Raw genomic sequence first — 22,695 nt, forward strand, 5'->3', positions numbered from 1 at the left:
AGTTTTTTGGTGACAAACGTTTGTAATGACTGCGATATTCAGAGACAAACACGCGGTTTCACGCATTTTGCGGAATAGCGCGATGGCAAGCGCGTTTGCAGAAAACCGTTTCGAGTCCGTTTGGCCGGCAGGTCGAACTTTCGCAAGGGACGGAACGAACGCGTGGTGGACGACCATGAGAGGTCAGACTATTGAGTGCACGTGATGATCCGTTACGGGAGGTAGAAGCGCTGCGCACACGCAACGCCGCGCTCAACGAGGCGATCCTGCGTATCAGTGCCAGCATGGACTTCGAGACGGTCCTCGAGGAGGTCATGGACAGCGCCAGGTCCCTAACCGGAGCGCGCTATGGCGCCATCGCCATCGTCGACGAGGCCGACATCCTACAGGATTTCTTCTCGACCGGTCTCACCGACGAGGAGCATCGGCGACTGTCGGCATGGCCCGATTGGCCGCGATTATTCGCACACTTCCGCGACCTGACCGGGCCGCTGAGACGGGCGGACTTATCGGAATACGTGCGTAAGACCGGCTATTCGGCGGAAATGCTGCCGGCCGCCTTTGCCTTCCAGGTCGCGCCGATGCGTCATCGCGGCGCGTTTGCCGGAAACCTCTTTCTGATGGGAAAAGCGAACGGCGGGGAGTTCACGGACGAGGACGAGGAGATCCTTATTCTGATCGCCTCGCACGCGGCCGCCGCGATTGCCAACGCGCGCAAGTACCGCGTCGAGCAGCACATCAGGGCCGACCTCGAGTCGCTGGTCGAGACTTCCCCGGTGGGCGTCGTGGTGTTCGAAGCGGTGACCGGCAGTACGGTGTCGTTGAACCGGGAGGCGAAGCGGATCGCGGAGAACCTGCGCCTGCCGGGCAAACCCATTGAAGCCATACTCGAGGTGGCGACCTGCCGTTTCGCCGACGGACGGGAAATCGCGCTGGACCAGTTCTCCCTTGTCCAGGTGCTCCGCACCTCCGAGACGGTGCGTGACGTGGAGGTCGTGATTACCATACCCGACGGCCGCAGCGTGACAGTGCTCGTAAGCGCCACCCCGGTTCGCAGCGAGGACGGCGCGGTGACGTCGATGGTGGTCACCATGCAGGACCTGGCGTCACTGCAGGAACTGGACCGGACGCGGGCCGAGTTTCTCAGCATGGTGAGCCACGAACTGCGTGCGCCGCTGACCTCCATCAAGGGATCGGCGACGACGGTCCTGAACGCCTCGCGGGAACTGGATCCGGCGGAAGTACGCCAGTTCTTCCGGATCATCGATGAACAGGCCGATCTCATGGACAGTCTCATCGGCGACCTGCTCGATGTGGGACGCACCGATACGGGCACGCTGTCGGTCACCCCGGAGCCCTCGGAGGTGACCTTCCTGGTGGACCAGGCCCGCAACACCTTCCTGTCCGCCGGCGCCCGGCACAACGTCCTCCTCGACCTGCCGCCCAATCTGCCCTCGGTGCTCGCCGACCGAAAACGCATCGTGCAGGTGCTGAATAACCTGCTGTCCAACGCCGCCCGTCATTCGACGGCAACGGCACCCATCCGAATCTCGGCCGAGCGGGACGGCGTGTACGTCGCGGTCACGGTGGCCGACGAGGGCCGGGGCATTGCACCGGAACTGCTGGGGCGGTTGTTCCGCAAGTACGGACGCAACGAAGTAGACTCCGGTGTGTCCGGTGGACTGGGCCTTGCCATATGCAAGGGGCTGGTCGAGGCCCACGGCGGGCGCATACGGGCGGAAAGCCCGGGCGTGGGCAAGGGCACGCGCTTCATCTTCACGATTCCCGTCGCGGATACGGGCGTTGAAGATGCCGCGGCCGGCGATGTCCGGCACGTCCCGGGTCAGGTTTCCGAGGGACGCCAGCCGACAACGGTGCTCATCGTGGACGACGACCCGCAAACGCTGCATTACGTGCGCGACATCCTCGCCGACGCTGACTATTCCGCCGTGGTGACAGCCGACCATCGGGAAATCTCGCGCATCATCGAAGCGGAGAAGCCCAAACTGGTCCTGCTCGACCTGATGCTGCCGGGTACCGACGGGATCGAACTCATGCGGACGATTCCCGAGCTCGCCACCCTGCCGGTGATCTTCATTTCGGGCTACGGACGCGACGAGACGATCGCCAGGGCGCTGGAGGCCGGCGCCGAAGACTACATCGTCAAGCCATTCTCGCCGACCGAACTCACGGCCCGGATCGGGGCCATCCTCCGCCGGCGGGCCAATCCGGATCGTTTCGTGCTCGGTGAGCTGGCCATCGATTACGACCGCCGCGAGGTCAAACTCGCGGGTCGGCCGGTGGCGCTGACGGCTACCGAATACGAGGTGCTGCGTGTGCTTTCGCTATGCACGGGTCGGATCGCCACCTACGACACCCTTTTGCGCGAGATCTGGGGCCGGCGCGGCCTCGGCGACACGAGGCTCGTGCGGGCCATCATCAAGCGACTTCGAAGAAAGCTCGGTGAAAGCGCCGACGACCCGTCCTACGTCGCCAACGTGCGCGGCGTCGGCTACCGCCTGATCCGGCCGGGGGATGAGTAGAGGGCACGTAGATCGCGTAGGCCGGGTGACGTGTAAGTCAGCAACCCGCCGTTACACCGCTACCAGTCTGCCGGATCGGGAATCCCGGTGCTGACGATGACCTCGAGGCCGGGTTCGGGCAATGTGCGTCTCGCGGCCTGCTGGGACGCACCCTGTTCGGGCCAGTCATCCAGGACGCCGCGAAGTTCGCCCGTGTAACGATCGAGCAGGAGCGCGGTAGACCGGCCGTCGTCCCGAGTCATCACCGCGAATCCCTCGGGACCGTACAGTTCCAGGTGTTCCAGCCGGCCGAACCAGTCCGGCCGAACGGGGACCGCGAAGACGAAACCGCCGCTTTCACCTTCGCCACAGTCGTTTTCCTCCATTGAAAAACTCAAATTGAAAAGGGTGTTTCCGTCGGCGTCTCCCGCGGCAAGCCGGTATGGTCCACGTTCCCCGGGAAGGGACGGCGGCGCGTCGACGACGAAAGCGGGCTCGAGGTAGAGTTCGCCGTATTCGTCCCTGCCACCCCAGACCAGCAGGCTTCGCCCGGATGGCGGTTGCGGTAATGCGAATACCGGTTCGCCAGCCAGGATCAGCCTGCGGTTCATCATCCTCACAAAGCTGTAGTCGCTGGTCCAGTCAGGCGGTCCGCAATAGGACATGAAATCGGGCATGGACGAGGGTACAAGCTCGTTGTTCCTGTGATCGTACCCCCAGACGCCTATGTTTCCGTCCAGGTACGGAAAGTCGTGTTCGAGAAACGACCGGGTACCGCAGGGCGCGTGCAGCATGTTCAGATTGTGCCCCAATTCGTGCGCCATAAACGCATCGTTCAGCTCGGTTACCGTTACAGCACCAGGTCGCCGGCCAAGTCCCCCGCCACCGGTGACGATGCCCATGTAATAATCGCTCGAACCGTCCATGGTGCGAATCATCGCCACCCTGTCGAGGGTTTTGACCGAACTGATGGGATCAAAGGAGACCGCCACCGGGCTGCGGATTTCGACATTGAATTCATTCACGGGAAGGCGGTCTTTCGACGCGTTGAAGTACTCCGATTCCTCCGTAAGGCCCTGTACCGTAGACACCAGACCCATGTCCGGGTTATCCATCCAGTAGAAGGGCACCACAGTCAGATTGAAGGGCGGCATGTCGACGACTTCCACGGGCCGCCGGCCCGAGGCGGGCAGGCGGCCCGTGGAACCCAGCTCGATGACCATCTCCAGTCCCGGCTGGATGATCGAACCGGGTATCGGCGCGTTGGACGTGGCCTCGATGTCTCCCACATAGACCAGTGAGGGAATGAATCGGTCTGCATTCTCCATTTCCGCGGTAAAAACTTCGACACCGGAATGAAAGAAACGCGCAGTGACACGAGGCATGGGGGCGATGGTATCCGTTTCCGATGCGATGAAGACACGTAGCAGCGCGTCTCTTCCCGCCACCAGGGGAACGGAGGCATCGAACGTCTGGATCGCCTGGATGAGCACAGTCTTCGTCTCCGTCAAAAAGCCCCGGCAGAAGTCTACGTTGGCCGTGGGATTTGCCTGCAGCCAGTCCCGGGATTCGTCATCCTCCCACAGGCACAAACCGGTTCCCCCAATCCGCAGTTCGTCCAGCATCAACTGAAAGATGGATGACGGCAGTACGCCCGATATACCCCCATTGCCGTACAGGTGAAGTTTTCTCAGTCTTGCGAGGCTTCCCAGGGACTCCGGTACGTTTCCGGAAAGGTTGTTATAATAAAGATATAGTTCCTGCAGGTTTTCAAGATCGCCCAGCCCTTCCGGGATGGCCCCGCTCAACTGGTTCCGGTGCAAATCGAGTGTTTCGAGCCGGACAAGCTGGCCCAGTTCAGGCGGGATTTCGCCGGACAATCCGATATCGCCCAGATAGTCCCGCAATCCGGTACCGTAAAGAGAGAGATTCCGCAGGTTTTCAAGATCGCCCAGTTCAGGAGGGATCTGGCCCGTAAACGCGTTTCCGCCCAGGGACAGGATCTCCAGGTTTTTGAGCTGGCCCAGTTCAGGCGGGACTGCGCCGGTCAACCGGCCGTTGGTGATATCCAGCCACTCCAGGCGGACAAGCCGGGCCAGTTCAGGCGGGATTCCCCCTTTTAACTCGTTTTCGCCCAGGGACAGGATCTCCAGGTTTTCAAGCTGCCCCAATGCGGATGGAATGGCACCGGACAACTGGTTGCCACCAATCCCCAGGTGCGTAAGTTTCACAAGCTGGCCCAGTTCGGAGGGGATCTCGCCGGTCAACTGGTTATGGAATAAATCCAGATACTTCAGGTTTTCAAGCCGGCCCAGTTCGGGTGGGATTTCGCCGGTCAACCGGTTGTAGATGATGTCCAGCCACTCCAGGCGGACGAGGCGGGCCAGTTCAGGAGGGATTTCGCCGGTCAACTCGTTACTGTGCAGGGACAGGGTCGTCAGGTCTGCAAGCCGGCCCAACTCGGAGGGAATAGGGCCGGACAACTGGTTGTCGGGCAGCTCTATCCCAATTACCCGTCCGTTCTCGTCGACGCCAATCCCGTGCCAGGTTCCCAGCGGTTCTTCACTCAACCAGTTCGTGTTGTTCGTCCAGTTCGGGCCGTCCGTGGCGTTGTAAAGCGCGACCAGGGCTTCCAGCACCGGATCCGGGTCCGTATCCGAAACGATAATCGCGGCCGTGGCCGATGCGTTTCCCGATCGGGCGGTGACCCGGGTCCTGCCTTCTCCGGCCGCGGTCACAAGCCCCTCCGGACTGACCGCGACTACGGTCGAGTCACCGCTCGACCAGGTTGCGACGGCGCTCATTACAGGATGATCGTTCCGGTCCAGCACGGCCGCGGTCAGTTGAATGGTCGCGCCGATGGACAAGATGATGGAAGGACCCGGTTCGATGACGATACGGTACGCCGCCTGCGCCACCGTGACGTCCACGTTCGTCTGAACATTCCCCGAATGGGCCGTGACGCGCGTTGTCCCGTTACCCGCTGCGGTCACCAGGCCCTGGCTGGAGTCAACGGACGCGACAGCCGCGTCACCGCTAGACCAGAACACCGAAGCGGATGCCATGACCGTGTTGTACTGGTCATAGACCGTGGCGGCAAGTTGCTGCGTCTGGCCGATGGCATTGAAAGTGAAGGATGATGGGGTTATTACGATCCGGGTCGCTATCGACGTCGCTGGGGGAGGCGGGGGAGGTGTGGGCGGGCTGGTCTCTGTCGGACCGTCTTTGCCGCACGTTGTACTTGCGAGCAAAGCCAGATGTACAAAGATCACAACACCACAGCGACGAATGCTGTTCATGATGGCTAAAGCTGAAGGAGAAGAGCGTGTTACATGGGATGTTCCTTTAGAATTTATAGTAAATTTAATGCACTTTCCCTGGCCCGGAAAGTCAACTTTTTAAACTGTTTTGTTTTTAATTAGGCGGTGGGGCTGACTGGCGCAGATCAAGGCAGGATGTTTCTGCGTCGTACCTTACTTTGTTACACCGCCGCCAGCCGCTCCAGCAGGTCCACGCAGCGGTTGGAGTAGCCCCATTCGTTGTCGTACCAGCCGCAGATCTTGACGAGGTTGTCGTCGATGATCATGGTCAGCTCGGCGTCGAATATGCACGAAGCGGGATTGTGCACGATGTCGACGGAGACGATGGGGTCCTCGCAGTACTCGAGGATGCCGCTCAGGGGGCCCTTCGCGGCGGACGCGAAGACGGCGTTGACTTCCTCGGCCGTGGGCACGCGTTCGACCTGGGCCACGAAGTCGGTGAGGGAGCCGTCGGGTACGGGCACGCGGACGGCCATGCCGTTCAGCCGGCCGTTGAGCTCCGGGATCACCTCGCCGATGGCCTTGGCCGCGCCGGTGCTCGTGGGGATCATGGACAGAGCCGCCGAACGGGCGCGCCGGGGGTCCTTGTGGGCGAAGTCGATGATCTGCTGGTCGCTGGTGTAGGCGTGTACCGTGGTCATGGATCCGCGGACGACGCCGAAGTGCTCGTGCAGCACGGACACCATGGGGGCGAGGCAGTTGGTGGTGCAGGAGGCGTTGGAGACCACGCGGTGCCCGTCGTTCAGGATGCCGTCGTTCACGCCCATGACGATGGTCGCGTCCACGTTGGTCGCCGGCGCGGAGATCAGCACCTTCTTCGCCCCTGCCGAAAGGTGGGCCGAGGCCTGTTCCCCGTCGGTGAAGATCCCGGTGGACTCCACCACCAGGTCCACGCCGCGGTCGCCCCAGGGCAGGTTCGCCGGATCCCGTTCGGAGACGATCTCGATCTTGTCGCCGTTCACCGCGAGTCCGCCGTTCACGGCCTCCACCGGATGGTCGTACCGGCCGTGGACGGAGTCGAATTTAAGCAGGTGGGCCAGCGTCGCGTTGTCGGTCAGGTCGTTGATCGCGGCTACGTCGAAGCCGCCGCGTTCCGTCATGGCGCGAAAGACCATGCGACCGATACGGCCGAATCCGTTGATTCCGACCTTGATTCCCATGATGCGCATTGCCTCCAAAAGTTTCGGGAAACCGTCCCGCGCGTACGGGCCGATTTCCCTTAGTCCAATCCGGCTCTGGCCGGTTCGTTATCTACGTTATTTAAGGCGCGCGGCCGCTATTTAAGGCGCCGGACCGCTATCTTACAAGGCGCGCGCTATGCTCCTGTGTCTTTCCGCCGGGCAGCCGCGCTGCTCAACCCTCCAGCAGGCCCCGCAGCACATATTGCAGGATACCGCCGTGGCGGTAGTACTCCACCTCGACCGGGGTGTCGATGCGCACGATGGTGTTGAATGTCCTCGTGGCGCCGTCCGCGGCGGTCACGCAGACACGGACGCGCTGCCGGGGGGTGATGCCGCCCTCGATCCCCTCGAAATCGTAGGTCTCGAAACCGGTCAGGCCGAGCGATTCGGCGCTCTCCCCTTCCTCGAACTGGAGGGGCAGGATGCCCATGCCGATGAGGTTGCTGCGGTGGATGCGTTCGTAGCTTTCCACGATCACGGTCCGGACGCCGAGGAGGTTGGGCCCTTTGGCGGCCCAGTCCCGGGACGAGCCGGACCCGTATTCCTTGCCGGCGATTACCACCAGGGGCGTGGCCGATTCGCGGTAGGCCATGGCGGCATCGTAGATGGCGACCGGTTCGGCGTCGGGCGCGGTCTTCGTCCAGCCGCCTTCCGTGCCCGGCGCCAGGCGGTTGCGCAGCCGGATGTTGGCGAAAGTGCCCCGCATCATGACTTCATGGTTGCCCCGACGGGCGCCGTATGAATTGAAGTCCTTCGGCGCCACGCCGCGCTCGACCAGGTACCGGCCCGCGGGGCTGTCGGCCTGGATCGAACCGGCCGGCGAAATGTGGTCCGTCGTGACGGAATCGCCGAGTATCGCCAGCACCCGGGCGCCGCGGATGTCTGTGATATCGCCGGGCGCCATCGACATGTCGTCGAAGTAGGGCGGGAGCTTGACGTAGGTGGAGACTTCGTCCCAGGCATAGGACTCGTCGTCCGTCGCGGCAAGTTCGGCCCAGCGGTCGTCGCCCGTGAAGACGTCGGCGTAGATCGACTGGAACATCTCCCGGCGTACGGAGGTTCGCACGGCCTCCCGCACTTCCCCGGGTGTGGGCCAGATGTCCCGGAGATAGACTTCGTCGCCCTCGGGATCGGTTCCAATGGGCTCGTTGTACAGGTCCACGTCCATGCGCCCGGCGAGGGCGTAGGCCACCACGAGCGGCGGCGAGGCCAGGTAATTGGCCTTCACGATGGGGTTCACGCGGCCTTCGAAATTCCGGTTGCCGCTCAGCACCGCGGCCGCGACCAGGTCGGACTCCCGCACCGCGTCGCCGATGGGGGCGGGCACGGGGCCGCTGTTGCCGATGCACGTCGTGCAGCCGTAGCCCACGACGTGGAACCGGAGCTGCTCCAGGTAGGGAAGCAGGCCCATGTCCTCCAGGTACCGGGTCACGACCTGCGAGCCCGGCGCGAGGCTGGTCTTCACCCAGGGCCGGGTGGACAGGCCCCGTTCGACGGCCTTCTTCGCCAGGACCCCGGCGGCCGCGAGCACGGCCGGGTTGGACGTGTTCGTGCAGCTGGTGATCGCCGCGATCACCACCGAACCGTGTCCCAGGTCGAAGGACGATCCGTCCATGTCGACGGGCGCTTTCTTCGTCAGCGTGCCCAGTTCGCCGGGCGCGTGTCCGTTGCCGTCCACCCACTGGTCGACGGTCTCGTCGGACAGGTCCGGGTTCTCGTCGGCCAGCATGGCGGCCAGTTCCTTGCGAAACGACGGCTTGACGCTGGACAGCGATACGCGGTCCTGGGGCCTGCGGGGGCCCGCCATGCTCGGTTCGACGGTGCCGAGGTCGAGTTCCAGGGTATCGGAGAAGACCGGGTCGGGGGTGCCGGGCGTCCGGAACAGGCCCTGTGCCTTCGTATAGGCTTCCGCCAGTTCGATCTCGCCTGCGTCGCGGCCGGTCAGTTCCATGTAGGACAGCGTCTCGCCGTCCACCGGAAAGAACCCCACGGTGGCGCCGTATTCGGGAGCCATGTTGGCGATGGTGGCCCGGTCGGGCAGGGACAGGCTGTCCAGCCCGGGACCATAGAATTCGACGAACTTGCCGACGACGCCGTGTGCCCGGAGCATCTGGGTCACCGTCAGGACCAGGTCCGTCGCCGTGGCCCCGGCCGGCAATGCGCCGGTCATCCTGAACCCCACCACGGACGGGATGAGCATGGATACCGGCTGGCCGAGCATGGCCGCTTCCGCCTCGATGCCGCCCACGCCCCATCCGACCACGCCGAGCCCGTTGATCATGGTGGTATGGGAGTCCGTCCCCACCAGGGTGTCGGGATAGGCGATCGATTCGCCGTCCCGCTCCCGGGCGAACACCACCTTGGCCAGGTACTCGAGGTTGACCTGGTGCACGATGCCCGTGCCGGGCGGGACGACGCGAAAGTTGTCGAAGGCCTGCTGTCCCCACTTGAGGAAACGGTACCGCTCCAGGTTCCGGTCGAACTCGCGGTCCACGTTGGCCGCGAAGGCCCGGCGGGAACCGAACTCGTCCACCTGGACGGAGTGGTCGATGACCAGGTCCACGTCCTGCAGGGGATTGATGCGGTCGGCCGCGCCGCCTAGCTTCCGGATGGCGTCCCGCATGGCGGCCAGGTCGACGACGGCCGGCACGCCCGTGAAGTCCTGCATCAGCACCCGCGCCGGCCGAAAGGCGATCTCCCGTTCGGAGGGCCCGTCCGCGACGCTGCTGGCGACGGCGGCCACGTCTTCGGCGGAAACCGACACGCCATCTTCGTGGCGCAGCAGGTTCTCCACCATGACCTTGAGGGAAAAGGGAAGGCGCGAGATGTCTCCGGCGCCGCCTTCCTCGGCCCTTGAAAGCGAATAGTAGGTACTGGCGCTACCGCCCGCGTTCAATGCGGCTTGGGCACCGAAGCTGTTCAGGTTACGCGGCACTGTTGCCTGTCTCCCGGTCTTCAAGTCATGGATTTTCCAAGAATCCTCAAACTAACGGCTTAACACACGTGGTGTCAAGGACATTCCCGTAGCCGGCCACCCCCGATATGCCCGTTCCATCGGGGTTCGCGGCAGGTACAGATGCCTTGACACCGGGTGGGCTCCGTCCTATCATCGGTACGCCCTGAATCCGGGATGCCGGATTTCACCACGACGAAGCCTTAACAGCGCTATATCGTTCGTAACCCGTTGATATCATGGCGTTTATATCCACTATCCTGCGTACGTTCCCGTGGTTCGCCGGCATGGGGGTTCTTTCCCTCGCCGTCAGCCCGGTCTTTGACGCGGCGGATGCATCCGGCGGGACCTGGCGCTTCGCCGCCCCGCAGCAGCGGCTGTTCCGCCCGCTTCTGGCCGACCCGACCGAAGCGCGGCTGGCCATAACGTCCAATCTGGGCGACCGGCTGAACGGTGACATCGGCGGTTCCTGGGAGGCCGCCGACTATGCGTGGGGCGCGGACGGCGGGCTGCGGTTCCGGACCGGGATCCATGCCGGCGTCTTCTCGAAACTGCGCCGGTCGGGAACGACCTTTCCCCTCGAGACCGCCGACTACCTGATCGGCTTCCACGCGGACCTGGGCAACGGCAGGTACACCGGGCGGTTCGAATACGCCCATGTGAGCGCCCACCTGGCCGACGGGTACGACGGGCCGGAAAGGGCCATGACCTACAGCCGGGAGTACTTCACGGTGTACGGCGCCCGCGAGTCGCGCTTCGCGCCAGGATCCGCCGTCGGTACCACGATCGGTTCAGCCCGTGTCTACGGCAGCCTGCGGTGGTCGAACCACGCCATCCCGGACGTACGGCGGTGGCGGGTCCAGGGCGGCGCCGAACTGGTCTTCCGTCCCCTCTCGGGCGAGGGCGGCACAACCCGGGCCTACCTGGCCTGCGACGTGCGGCTGTTCCGGGACGGGGACATCTCGGTCAACCGCACGGCCCACGCGGGCCTGCTGTTTCACAACGAGGCTTCACGGGGCCTTCGCATCGCCTTCGTATACCACGGGGGCCGCAGCGAGCACGGACAGTTCCATCGCCAGGAGGACGACTACGCAGGGATCGGGCTGTTCTTCGACCTGTGAGTCTGAGGCGGGAGCTGACAGGCGCTCCGGGTCGCAGAGACCCATAAATCCCACGGACGGAAACTTCCATGAGCTTTCTCATCGATCTGGAATGCAGCGACTGCGGCAAGCGGCTGCCGGCGGACCGGTTGCGGAACCTGTGCCCCGACTGCGGACGGCCGCTGCTCGCCCGGTACGACGCCGAAGAAGCCGGCAAGGCACTGACCCCCGATGTCCTGGCGATGCGCGAACCGACCCTGTGGCGCTACCGCGAGATGCTCCCCGTGCAAGACGAGTCGGCCATCGTTACCCTGGGCGAGGGCGGCACGCCCCTTATGCACGCCCGGCGACTGGGTGAACAGCTGGGCATGGACGGGCTCTACATCAAGGACGAATCCGTCAACCCCACGGGCTCGTTCAAGGCCCGTGGCCTGGCCATGGCGGTGTCCCGCGCCCTGGAACTGGGGGCGGAATCCCTGGCCATACCCTCCGCCGGAAACGCGGCGGGCGCGCTGTCGGCCTACGGCGCCAGGGCGGGCATCTCCGTGCACGTGTTCATGCCCCGGGACACGCCCCTGCCCTTCATCGTCGAGTGCCGGGCCCACGGCGCGGCAGTGGAACTCGTGGACGGCCTGATCACGGACTGCGGCAAGCAGGTGGCCGCGCGGAAGGACGCGGAAGGCTGGTTCGACGTCTCCACCCTGAAGGAACCCTACCGCGTGGAGGGCAAGAAGACCATGGGGTACGAACTGGCCGAACAGTGCGGATGGGTCCTGCCGGACGCGATCCTCTACCCGGCGGGGGGCGGGACCGGACTGATCGGCATGTGGAAGGCCTTCTCCGAGATGGAAGCCCTCGGTTGGATCGGACCGGAACGGCCCCGGATGGTCGCGGTGCAGGCCGCCGGCTGCCAGCCCATCGTCCGGGCCTGGGAACAGCAATGGCCGGACGCCCCGGAATGGGAGAACGCCCGCACGCTCGCCAGCGGGCTGCGCGTACCCGCCGCCGTGGGGGACAAACTCATGCTGGCCGCGATCCGGGAGAGCGGAGGAGACGCGGTGGCCGTACCCGACGGCGACATGGTGCGCGGCGTGCGGGAAATCGGGGCCTGCGAGGGCATCTTCGCGGCGCCCGAGGGCGGCGCCGTGCTGGCCGGACTGCGGAAGATGATCGCGCTGGGACGCATCGACCGGTCCGACCGGGTCGTGCTCTTCAATACAGGCAGCGGGCACAAGTACGTGGACAACCTGGCGGCGTTGCACGGCGATCAGGACGCCTGAGGTTCATTGCAAGAGGACTTTTTTATCGCCCCGGTCGCTAGATTGTGGTTCACGCTCCGACTACTCATTATAACAGGGCCTCAATAACAGGCCTTAACGATCTGTTTCCGTTGACCATGGGGAAAACCCGCGTCATATTTTAACCAGCGGACGGTGCCGCTGGGCTGCTTCCTCCGGCCCGCATGGTCAGCATGGCCCGCACGGTCCGCGCAATCGAAGAGAAGATGAACATGAAGACCAGAGTTACCGTTGTCATAGAATCCGACGGCGAACAGTTCCATGCGTTCTGCCCGGCATTGCCCGGCATCCACAGCAATGCGCCCACGTTCGAGGAAGCCCGTGATCGGACGATACCTGCGATAGAACGGTATCTGGACTTTCTGGACGAGCAGGGAGGTCCGAATCCCGTGGGGCCGGACCTGAATATGGATGCAGGCAGGGAGATCATCCATATTCTGCCCAGTTCGACCGAATCGACCATCCAGAGCGTCGAGGTACCCTGGCCGTCGGACGATCCTCGCTAGCATGACGGCTCAATGAATCGTCCTACCGGTCCATCCTGCCATCATCCCATACGGTAAAACATGCGTCGTCTGACCCTCCTGTTCGCACTGCTCTTCCTCCTGCCGGCCCCAGCCAACGCCCAGAAGATGCTCATCTTCATGGACCTGGAACAGCAGGACCACCTCAAGGCCTACGGCATCGCCTTTCAGGCACTGGAACAGGGGTATACCGTCGAATGGCTGCTGAACTACCGCGGCGGGTCCTTCATCATGGACCCCACGGCCGACCGGGTGCGGTCCTGCCACCTGCGGGGCGTGAGCTTCCAGGTGATCGACGGCGCGGAACTGGTCCGGATCTACGCTCATATCGAGGAAAACAACATGGACCGGGTGCTGCTTGAAAAAGAGCCCGAAATCGCTGTATACACCCGACCCGACCAGCGGCCGTGGGACGATGCCGTGACCCTGGCGCTGGAATACGCCGAGGTGCCCTACGGCAAAATCTTCGACCAGGAAGTGCTGGACGGAACGTTGAAGCAATACGACTGGCTGCACCTGCACCACGAGGATTTCACCGGGCAGTACAGCAAGTTCTACAGCTATCACCGCACGCCCTGGTACCAGCAGCAGCAGGCCACCGACGAGGCCCTGGCGCGGAGCCTGGGGTATCCCTCGGTCGCGGAGGCCAAGAAGGCCGTGGCGCAGGGCATCAAGTCCTACGTGGGGAACGGCGGGTTCGTCTTCGCCATGTGCGCGGCGACGGAAACCCTGGAGATCGCACTGGCCTCGGTCCACACCGACATCGTGGCGCCGGAGTACGACCACACTCCTGTCGATCCGGATGCCCAGTCCATGCTGGACTTCCACCAGACCTTCGCCTTCGAGAACTTCACGCTGCAGCTGAACCCGCTCATCGGTTCCTTTTCCAACATCGACGTGAACCAGGTCAACGCCGGCAAGGTGCTCACCGGACCCTTCACCCTCTTCGATTTCTCGGCCAAGTACGACCCGGTGCCCACCATGCTCACGCAGAACCACGTGAACTACATCGCCGGCTTCTACGGCCTGTCCACTTCCTTCCACCGCGACGTGCTCAAGCGCACCGTGGTCGTCCTCGCCGAAGAAGCCGGGACCGACCACGTCAAGTACCTCCACGGCAACTACGGGATGGGGACGTTCACCTTCTACGGGGGGCACGACCCGGAGGACGAGGAGCACCTGGTGGGCGATCCACCGACCAATCTCGCCCTTCACAAGAACTCCCCCGGCTACCGGCTCATCCTGAACAACGTCCTCTTTCCCGCGGCCAAGCAGAAGAAGCGCAAAACCTGACTACGCGCCCCGCGCCGGGTAAGAAAAACTCAAAAACACTTGCAGGCCCGCGCCGCATCGGATATAATGATGGTTACCTCACACAGGTTTCCAGCAAAGTCATTTTAAAAGAACCTTTGCTATACCATAGGGAATCCTGCTCCGGGTATCGATGGCATGCCTCACCAGAACGGAGGACGTCAGAACTGCCCGGGGGGACAACCACTGTTCCGAACAGGTTCTCCTAAAAATACTTATGCTCGCCTGTGTGGGGTATTTTATTGCCTGGCGTGGACCTAATCGTATAGTATGTGGCTGATGTATCCCGACTTATCGACTACGAAAATCGGTTCCTGATCTTCACCGACGCCACAGGATAACTCAGGTCTCGACGCAGTCTTTGCACTCACCTCTGCAGACGTTCTACCATACACGAAATACGCATCGGCATGTGTGACGTCGACCCCATAACCCAGATCGGCCAGGGACTGAACCGTGATCGCGCTGAGCGCTCCTTCTCTCTGAGGACCTGGCAGCATGATTTCACCGCTTAGCACAACCGTTCTCCAGTGGGCTCCGATTCGTCTCTCAACGGGTACCTTCTTCCCCGGGTAGTCCCGTCCTCCTGCCTCGTCGAAAGCGGCAACTGCCCGTTCGCCGCTGAAGTAGGTATCAAAACTCTGGTCATCCGTACCGGACAGATCTCCTAGTAAATCGGCTTCCCGCCACAAAAAAGTACCAAATCCAAGTGCATGCCCAATCTCGTGTAGTGCTGTTTGCCATACGATTCCAGTATCAAGCCGGACCTGAATACAACCGACGGCTGGCAGACGGGAAGATTCTCGAACCAGATGTGGCGCACCTTTTCCAAGGGAAGTCGTAGATTCTAAGCCGGTTGTTACATAGATCCTCAGATCGTCTATCCGTTCTCCGGCGTGGATCTCATACGAATTGCCTCCACACATACCGGAGAAGCTTTCAGAAAACGCAAAGTCAGGCAGGTCCTCCACGATAACCGACATCCATCGATCCGCCGCATCTTGGAACAGACCTTTTTGAGACTCAAGGACATCGTCGAGAAAGACAAGTTCAATATCGAAATCAGCCTTGAGAAACGAGTCAAATAGCACTCGGACACCATTGCTTTCAAGATCATCAATGATCGTTTCAGAGGAATCGTTCAGCGGATTTCCTCTAAGATCCAGCACAAGGTCTGTCAACCCGGCCAATTGAGTTATATCCATAAGATCATTGAACTTTAGATCCAAAAACCCCAAACTGGCCAGGCCTGTCATCTCTGGTACAATAGAGATCTTGTTGAATGATACATCTATTGTTATGAGACGTGTCATCCTGGCCAACGGTGACGCATCCGTGATTTTATTGGAAGGAATATCCAGCAATTGGAGGTTGGGTAGTTCCGCTAGCGGCGACAAGTCCCTGATTTCGTTTTCACCGATAAACAGAATGTTCAGGGCTTTCACACTTGCCAAAGGAGCGATGTCTTTAATGTCGTTTCGCTGAAGGTACAGTGATAGAGAACGGGAGCTCAGGTTGGATAGTCCTGCCAACGGTGAGATATCAGTAAGTCTGTTCTCACGAATATCCAGGTGATTCAGGTTTTCTAGTCCTGCCAAAGGTGAGATGTTTTCAATGACATTGACTCCAAGAACCAGGTGTTCCAGGCTGGATAGTCCCGCCAATACCGAGATGTCTTCAACGGCGTTTCCCCAAAGTCCCAACTCCCTCAAATTGGCCATCCCGGCCAACGATGAAATATCTTTAATTCCGTTGTTTCCCAGGTGCAATGTCGTTAGTTCGATCAATGGCGCCAATGCCGCGATGTCCGTGAAGCCATTCCCTCCTACATTAAGGTATTTCAGGTTGGTCAAATTCCCGAGTGGGGAAAGATCTGTGAAACGGTTACATCCAAGACTGAAGGTTTCCAGTTTGGTCAAGCCGGACAGCGGCGAGATATCCGTGATGCCATAGTTGTATTGAGTGTCCAGTAAAGTCAGGTTGAGCGCAAACTCCAACCCGGTTAGATTTTCAATATCCCTGGCTTGCAAAAAAAGTTCAGTCAAAGCATACATTTCAGCTTCATTTATCGGCGCGCCACTCGGTTTATTCAAAGCTTCTTCAATGGCAGCACGCAGGTTAGCGTCGGGAATGGTAACCTGCTCACTACCGCTGTTTTCGCAATTGACTTCGATGCTTGTCGTTACGCTGCCTGAACGCGCCGTAATCACTACGATACCGTTTCCGATCGCGGTAACCAGGCCCTGATCGCTTACAGTGGCTACCATATCGTCACTGCTTTGCCAGACGACCACAGCGCCGGACACCGACTGGCCGTTCTGGTCCAGCACTGTGGCCGACAACTGCACCGTCGCGCCGAGACCCGTGAGGGTAGCCGTCTGCGGCTCGATGACGATGCTCCCCGCTTCCTGCATGACCTTTACCTGGATCTGGGCAGAGGCGTCCCCGGATCTGGCCGTGATGGTGGCCGCACCGTTTCCGATCGCGGTGACCAGGCCCTGATCGCTTACAGTGGCTACCGCCTGGTTGTCGCTTGACCAGTTGGCGACGGCATTGGCCATTGGCGCGTTGTTCTGATCAAATACGCTGGCTGTGAGCTGGACGGTTCGACCGATAGCCATCAGTGAAACCGATGTTGGCGTAATTGTAATACGGGTAGGTACTGGCTGAAAAGGAGGCGGGGACGTAGGTTCGGGAGGGGTAGGTGTTGTCGAACTATCCTTGCCGCAGGTGACCAGGAAGGCAACGGCTAAGCACGTCAGAATAATGGGCGTAAATCGTACTAAGGTGCCAGGCATCTGTAGAGTTATTCTCGTTTATGGCGTCCCGATTCACGGAAAGAGAGACTAACCTTTGGATTTCCATAGTACGCTTATAGTAATAAACATATTTAACTATTTGATATGCAATGTTTTTGCAATTACCACACCGATATTTCTCTCGATTTAACCCGATGTTATCTATAGTATCGTGTGTATCAATAAATCGATTGGATTAGCCGTTTCTTGGGTCATGCATCAATACCATAACTGAAACGCCCAGTTTAGCACCTGGTTGTATTTCTTAACCGTTAAGCCTTGAACTCCCATGCTCCAGCACCTTACGCTGGGACAGTACTATCCCGGCGAGTCTCCCATCCACCGCCTGGACCCGCGCACCAAGCTGTGCGGCGCCCTGGCGCTGATGGCAGCGCTGATCTGGGTTAAGGCCCTGCCGCTGTTCTTCTTCATGCTGGCCGTGGTCGCGGTCCTGGTGCGGGTCTCCGGCGTTCCGCTCCACCTGCCGATGAACAACCTGAAAGCCTTCCGCCTGATCCTGATCATCACCTTCGCGGCGCATGCGTGCTTCACACCGGGAGAAGCCGTGGTTATCGCGGGATACGCCGTGCCGGGACCCACATGGGAGGGGATGTTCCAGGGGGCGGTGTTCACCCTGCGCCTGGTGGTCATCATGCTGATCGCGGCGCTGCTGATGCTGACCACGGCGCCGCTGGACGTATCGGACGGCATCGAGCGGCTGCTCAAGCCCCTGGAACGATTCGGACTGCCCGCCCACGAACTGGCCATGATGATGGTCATCGCCCTGCGGTTCATCCCTACGCTGGTGGAGGAAGCGGACCGCCTGCAGAAGGCCCAGGCCGCCCGGGGCGCGGACTTCACCGGCAATCCGATCCGGCGCGTCCGGAAAATGACCGCCCTGTTGGTGCCCCTCATGCTCTCGGCCTTCCGGCGGGCGGAGGAACTGGCGGTCGCCATGGAATCCCGCTGCTACCGGGGCGGCGCCGGACGCACGCAGTTCCGCGTCATGGCCCTGGCCCGGAACGACTTCGTGGCCATCGCGGCCGTGACGGCCCTGCTCGTCCTCGGCGCGGCCGTCAACAGCATCGGCACCGCCGGTCTACTTTTCTGATCCGCCATGCGCACCCTGGTCCTCACGATCGAATACGACGGCACCGACTTTCTCGGCTGGCAGCTCCAGCCCGAGGGACGGACCGTGCAGGGCGTCCTGGAGGAGGCGATGCGCACCATCCTGCGGTCCGAGCTCCGGGCGACCGCGGCGGGCCGCACGGACGCCGGGGTGCACGCCACCGGGCAGGTCGTCCACTTCAGGACGGATTCGGACATGGTGGTGGACCGGCTGAAGAAGGGGCTGAACGGGGTGCTGCCGCCGGACGTGCGTGTCCTCGAAGCCACGCAGGCGCCAGATGATTTCCACGCCCGGTTCAGCGCGGTGGGACGACGGTACGCCTACCGGATCATCCGGCGCCCGAGCGCCATACGACGGCACCAGGCCTGGTATGTGGCCTACCCGGTGGACGTGGACGCCATGCGTCGGGCCTGCGCTCCCCTGGTGGGACGCCACGACTTCACTTCCTTCTGCCAGGCCACGTCGACGGCCGACGGCACGGTTTGCGAGGTGCGGGAACTGGAATGGATCGAGGCGGAGGACGAACTCATTCTGCGCATCGAGGCGAACCGCTTCCTCCACCACATGGTACGGACGATCGTGGGCACGTCCGTGGATATCGGCCGGGGTCGATGGCCGCAAAGCGTCATGGCGGAGATGCTGGCGGCGAAAGACCGACGTGCCGCGGGCGTCAACGCCCCGGCCCACGGGCTCTGCCTCGAGGCGGTGCGCTATCCTTCCGAATTCGGGATCTGAGGGCCGGACTGATCAGGCTAATCGGACTGGTCGGGCTGATCGGGTGCGTCCGGCGGGCCAGGCGGACCGGGCGGACCAGGCGGGCCGGAGGATTCCGCCTGACCGGGCGATATCGAGCGGCGGTCCACGAACGCATCGATCTCGTCGCATACCTTGTGCAGCACGGCAACGTCGCGCTGCTCCAGCCGCAGGCTGCGGCGCAGGACGCGGCGGATGGAGCGAAGAAAGGTTTCCTCGTTCGGCGTGGACTCGAATCCGAGCCGGAGCAGCGTCTCGTGCACGCGCCGGGTAACGCGCTCCACGGCCCGGTGCTCCGCCAGGCGCACGTCGGACGGGGGCGGCGCCTCTCCACCATCTACATTCTGGCGAAACAGTTCGTACGCGCAGACCATGACCGACTGGGCCAGGTTGAGGGAAGGGTAGGACGTCGCCGCGGGGATCCGGGCGATGACGTTGCAGCGCTGGAGTTCGTCGTTCAGCAGGCCGCGGTCTTCCCGCCCGAAGAGGATGCCGCAGGGCTGTTCCCGCGCCACGGCGGAAAGCTCGGCGCAGGCTGCTTCAATGGGCTGTATGGGGCTTAGCCAGATCTCGCGGGTGCGGTTGGTCGTGCCGACGACGAGGGCTAGATCATTCACCGCCTCGTCCAGCGCCGGGACGACGCGGGCGTTGTCGAGGATCTCCCCGGCCCCGTGGGCCATCCAGCGGGCCTCGGCCTCGTGGCGGAATTCGGCCGGATTGACCAGGACGAGGCGGGAAAGTCCCATGGTCGTCATGGCCCGGGCGACGGCGCCGATGTTCCCCGGCACTTTCGGTTCTACGAGAATGATGTGAATGTGCGAGAAATAGTCCGGCGCGATACTTTCCGTTCGATCGGCCATGGGTCAGGTCCGGGTCAAGTCCGAGTCAAGTCCGGGTCAGGTTCGGGCCAGTGTCAGGCCGGCGTCAGGCCAGCGTCAAGCCCGCCCCTCCTCTTTCGACTCCAGTTCCTCCACGGCGGCCTTCAGTTCGGCGATTTCCGCCTCCAGCTTCTTCTCGCGGCCGGCGATTGTGAAGAGGTACAGGAACAGCCCGACCCATATCAGCGTGTAGGCGGAAAACAGGTACCAGAAGTTCTGATCCACGGTTCAAACGCTCCTTTCAAATCCCCACGGTGCCGGGATGCCGATGCTCCACGCGTTCCCGCAGGGCCTCGGTCTCGTCGCGCAGCCGCTCCAGCGCCATCCGCCGGCTCATGAGATAGAAGAACAGGAGGGTGAAGACGACCGCCGACACGCCCAGCGCGATGCGCATGTCCACTTCCATGCCCGCGCCGAGGCCTTCCTCCGTCATGACCAGGGAGTCGGGATGCAGGCCCCGCCACCACAGGGTCGCGAAGTGGATGAAGGGGATGTCGATGGTGCCGAGGATGCCCAGCACGGCGAGGAAGGTTTTCACCTGCGGCAGGTCGTCGCCGTAGACGCGCAGCATCAGGTAGGCGACGTAGATGAGCCAGAGGATCATGGAAAAGGTGAGCCGGGGGTCCCAGGTCCACCACGTGCCCCACACCGGCTTGCCCCAGATCGGCCCGGTGATCATGACAAAGCAGCAGAAGACGAACCCGACTTCCGCGGCACTGTAGGCCACGATGTCCCACCTGCGTTCCCGCAGCCACAGGTAGATGACGCTGGAAACGCCCACCAGCACGAAGGCGAACTCCGCGATCCAGGCGGAAGCGACGTGAAAATACATGATCCGCTGCACGTCCCCCATGACCCGCTCCCGGGGCGCCCAGATCAGCGACAGGTACAGCGTGGCAATAAGTCCCACGAGACAGATGAGGCCGAAGGGCGTGATGCGCAGGCGGGTGGCTAGGCCGGCCATATTCATTCCTCCACGATGTACTCGAACAGCATGACGGACGCGATCAGGAACACGACCGTGAACACCGAAAGCAGCCTGATCCAGTTCGTCATGTCCTGCCAGTCCCCGCCCTCGAAGGTGGTCCGCGTCGTTTCCACCAGCGCGATCAGCACCGGCGAGGCGACGGGCAGCAGCAGGACCGGCAGCATGACGTCCCGCATGCGCGTGTTGACGGCCACGGCCGCGAACAGGGTGGCGACGGACGAGAATCCGACGGTGCCCAGAAAGAAGATCACCAACAGTTTAGAAAGATACGGCAGGATTGTCATGTTGAAAAACAGGACGAAGAGGGGAAGCACCGCCAGCTGGACCAGGCCGATGAGCGTGACGTTGCCCATCAGCTTGCCCAGGAAGATGGATCCCCGGTCGATGGGCGCGAGGAGCAGCCCTTCGAAGGTGCCGCGGTCTTTTTCCGGTGAAAAGGACCGGCTGGCGCTCAGCATGCCCGCGAAGGCGAAGGCCACCCAGATCATGCCGGGCGCCACCCGTTGCAGCACGTCCGCCCCCGCGTTGAAGGCGAAGTTGAAGATGATCACGACGATCAGCGAGAAGACGAACATGGTCACGACCCGCTCGCGGGTCCGGTACTCCACGAGCATGTCCTTGCGGTAGATCTGCCAGGACTGGGCGAGCATGGATCTCATCGTTGCGGTAACTCCCTTTACGTTCCTACACCGCGTGATCGCGGTAGGTCTGTTCGAAATCCGATGCGGAAAGCTCGCTCGTCTCGGCCTCGAACACCAGGCGTCCATGGTTCAGGATGGCGACGCGGTCGGCGGATTCCAGTCCGCGGACCAGGTCGTGCGTCACCAGGAGGATCGTCTTGTTCCGGGCGGTCAGGACCGTCTTGAGCATGACCATCGCGTCCTGGTCCAGTCCCGAGTAGGGCTCGTCGAGCAACAGGATATCAGGATCGTGCAGCAGGGCGCGGGCCAGGGCTACCCGCTGGCGCATGCCGCGGGACAGCGTCCGTACCGGACTCCCCAAACGGGCCTCCATGCCCACCGTCTGCAGCAGTGAACCAATCCGCTCCTCGCGGTTTTCCACCCCGAAGAGCCTCCCGTAGAACCGCAGGTTCTCCAGCACGGTCAGTTCGTCGTAGAGATAGGTCTGGTAGGACAGCGCGCCGATGCGCTTCCCCAGGGCTTCGTCGCGGTCCTTCGTGATTTCCTCACCGTCCAGGAACACCTGGCCGCGGGATGGGCGCACGAGCCCGGCAATGATGCCCAGCAGGGTCGACTTGCCCGCGCCGTTGGGACCGAACAGGGCCAGGAAGGATCCCGGGGCCACGTCCAGGTCCACCCGGTGCAGGGCCCGGAAACGCCCGTAGGTCTTCGTCAGCTGGCGGACGCTGATTCCAGGGGCGCCAGAGGTGACGGGGGCACCGGCGGCACCATCGACACCGGGGGCGCCAGCGACGCCGGATGCGGATCGATCACCCATCGCCGCTCCCGGGTTGGCGCAACCGGAGCGCCCGGTCCTTGAGACGGGCGCGGCGGGTCCTGTAGGCGTCCGGGTCCAGTCCTCCCACCGCGAACTGGTCGTCCAGGGCGGCCAGGGCCTGGACGATCGCGGCGTACTTACGTTCGTCCTCCGGCGAGAGATCGCTCAGGGCGGGCGGTTCGTCCGGCTGTTCGGGCTTGACGCGGATGCCCACCACCAGCCCCGCGGCCACGATGAGCAACACGAATCCGAGCATCCCCCACTTCATGACGTCCTGCCAGGCCAGCACGCGGGGGAAGGCGACCTCCACCGACATGCCCCTGCCCACGCCCACGCGGTTCGAAAGCACCAGGTATTCGTCGGCGGCGATCTGCTGTACGCCATGGTTGGTCAGATTGGTGGCGGTCACCGTTTGGGTGCTCGGTGATACCAGCACCTGGACGCGTTCGACGTCATAGTCCATCTGCCTGTTGAACCGGTGA

At 62.4% G+C, this 22,695-nt stretch carries 17 protein-coding genes; 7 read left to right on the forward strand and 10 right to left on the reverse strand.

Features of this window, described 5'->3' with window-relative positions; all coding sequences use genetic code 11:
* Positions 1–191 precede the first annotated feature (191 nt).
* Complete coding sequence (locus OXH56_05665) at positions 192–2,543, forward strand: response regulator (protein MCY3554792.1); 2,352 nt, start codon at positions 192–194, stop codon at positions 2,541–2,543.
* A 59-nt stretch (positions 2,544–2,602) separates the two neighbouring features.
* Here OXH56_05665 and OXH56_05670 read toward each other — a convergent pair whose 3' ends face one another.
* From OXH56_05670 to acnA, 3 genes are all read right to left on the reverse strand, one after another.
* Entirely contained in the window at positions 2,603–5,821 is a 3,219-nt protein-coding gene (locus OXH56_05670) for an Ig-like domain-containing protein (protein ID MCY3554793.1), read from the reverse strand.
* 182 nt (positions 5,822–6,003) lie between these two features.
* Positions 6,004–7,002 carry a type I glyceraldehyde-3-phosphate dehydrogenase gene (gene gap / locus OXH56_05675; GenBank protein MCY3554794.1) on the reverse strand — a complete coding sequence of 333 codons (999 nt, stop codon included), beginning with the start codon at positions 7,000–7,002 and terminating at the stop codon, positions 6,004–6,006.
* Positions 7,003–7,195: 193 nt separating this feature from the next.
* Complete coding sequence (gene acnA / locus OXH56_05680; GenBank protein ID MCY3554795.1) at positions 7,196–9,958, reverse strand: aconitate hydratase AcnA; 2,763 nt, start codon at positions 9,956–9,958, stop codon at positions 7,196–7,198.
* A gap of 257 nt (positions 9,959–10,215) precedes the next feature.
* Here acnA and OXH56_05685 point away from each other — a divergent pair, with 257 nt between their 5' ends.
* The 4 genes from OXH56_05685 (at position 10,216) to OXH56_05700 (ending at position 14,191) form a co-directional block, all read left to right on the forward strand.
* Positions 10,216–11,097: a DUF1207 domain-containing protein gene (locus tag OXH56_05685; GenBank protein MCY3554796.1), complete on the forward strand. Its 882-nt coding sequence runs from the start codon at positions 10,216–10,218 to the stop codon at positions 11,095–11,097.
* Between the two features lie 68 nt (positions 11,098–11,165).
* Entirely contained in the window at positions 11,166–12,356 is a 1,191-nt protein-coding gene (locus OXH56_05690; GenBank protein ID MCY3554797.1) for a threonine synthase, read from the forward strand.
* Positions 12,357–12,586: 230 nt separating this feature from the next.
* Positions 12,587–12,880 (forward strand): type II toxin-antitoxin system HicB family antitoxin, encoded by a 294-nt coding sequence (locus OXH56_05695; GenBank protein MCY3554798.1) that lies wholly within the window; start codon positions 12,587–12,589, stop codon positions 12,878–12,880.
* A 60-nt stretch (positions 12,881–12,940) separates the two neighbouring features.
* Entirely contained in the window at positions 12,941–14,191 is a 1,251-nt protein-coding gene (locus OXH56_05700; protein MCY3554799.1) for an asparagine synthetase B, read from the forward strand.
* A 275-nt stretch (positions 14,192–14,466) separates the two neighbouring features.
* Here OXH56_05700 and OXH56_05705 read toward each other — a convergent pair whose 3' ends face one another.
* Positions 14,467–17,007 carry a leucine-rich repeat domain-containing protein gene (locus OXH56_05705; GenBank protein ID MCY3554800.1) on the reverse strand — a complete coding sequence of 847 codons (2,541 nt, stop codon included), beginning with the start codon at positions 17,005–17,007 and terminating at the stop codon, positions 14,467–14,469.
* Positions 17,008–17,296: 289 nt separating this feature from the next.
* On the opposite strand from OXH56_05705, the gene OXH56_05710 reads away from it, so the two are divergent.
* Positions 17,297–18,118: an energy-coupling factor transporter transmembrane component T gene (locus OXH56_05710; GenBank protein MCY3554801.1), complete on the forward strand. Its 822-nt coding sequence runs from the start codon at positions 17,297–17,299 to the stop codon at positions 18,116–18,118.
* A 6-nt stretch (positions 18,119–18,124) separates the two neighbouring features.
* Entirely contained in the window at positions 18,125–18,871 is a 747-nt protein-coding gene (truA, locus tag OXH56_05715; protein MCY3554802.1) for a tRNA pseudouridine(38-40) synthase TruA, read from the forward strand.
* A 17-nt stretch (positions 18,872–18,888) separates the two neighbouring features.
* Here the strand turns inward: truA and OXH56_05720 are convergent, their stop codons facing one another.
* The 6 genes from OXH56_05720 to OXH56_05745 form a co-directional block, all read right to left on the reverse strand.
* Entirely contained in the window at positions 18,889–19,749 is an 861-nt protein-coding gene (locus tag OXH56_05720; GenBank protein MCY3554803.1) for an RNA methyltransferase, read from the reverse strand.
* Between the two features lie 75 nt (positions 19,750–19,824).
* Positions 19,825–19,992, reverse strand: coding sequence for a CcmD family protein (locus OXH56_05725; GenBank protein MCY3554804.1), 168 nt, complete (start codon positions 19,990–19,992; stop codon positions 19,825–19,827).
* Between the two features lie 16 nt (positions 19,993–20,008).
* Complete coding sequence (gene ccsA / locus OXH56_05730; protein MCY3554805.1) at positions 20,009–20,731, reverse strand: cytochrome c biogenesis protein CcsA; 723 nt, start codon at positions 20,729–20,731, stop codon at positions 20,009–20,011.
* A 2-nt stretch (positions 20,732–20,733) separates the two neighbouring features.
* Positions 20,734–21,414 carry a heme exporter protein CcmB gene (locus tag OXH56_05735; protein MCY3554806.1) on the reverse strand — a complete coding sequence of 227 codons (681 nt, stop codon included), beginning with the start codon at positions 21,412–21,414 and terminating at the stop codon, positions 20,734–20,736.
* 25 nt (positions 21,415–21,439) lie between these two features.
* Positions 21,440–22,213 (reverse strand): ABC transporter ATP-binding protein, encoded by a 774-nt coding sequence (locus OXH56_05740; protein MCY3554807.1) that lies wholly within the window; start codon positions 22,211–22,213, stop codon positions 21,440–21,442.
* Positions 22,206–22,695: hypothetical protein (locus tag OXH56_05745; protein MCY3554808.1), on the reverse strand; the 490-nt coding region annotated here is incomplete at its 5' end. The genes OXH56_05740 and OXH56_05745, both read right to left, overlap by 8 nt.

This window comes from Gemmatimonadota bacterium, from assembly GCA_026702745.1.
Lineage (GTDB): Bacteria > JAAXHH01 > JAAXHH01 > JAAXHH01 > JAAXHH01 > JAAXHH01.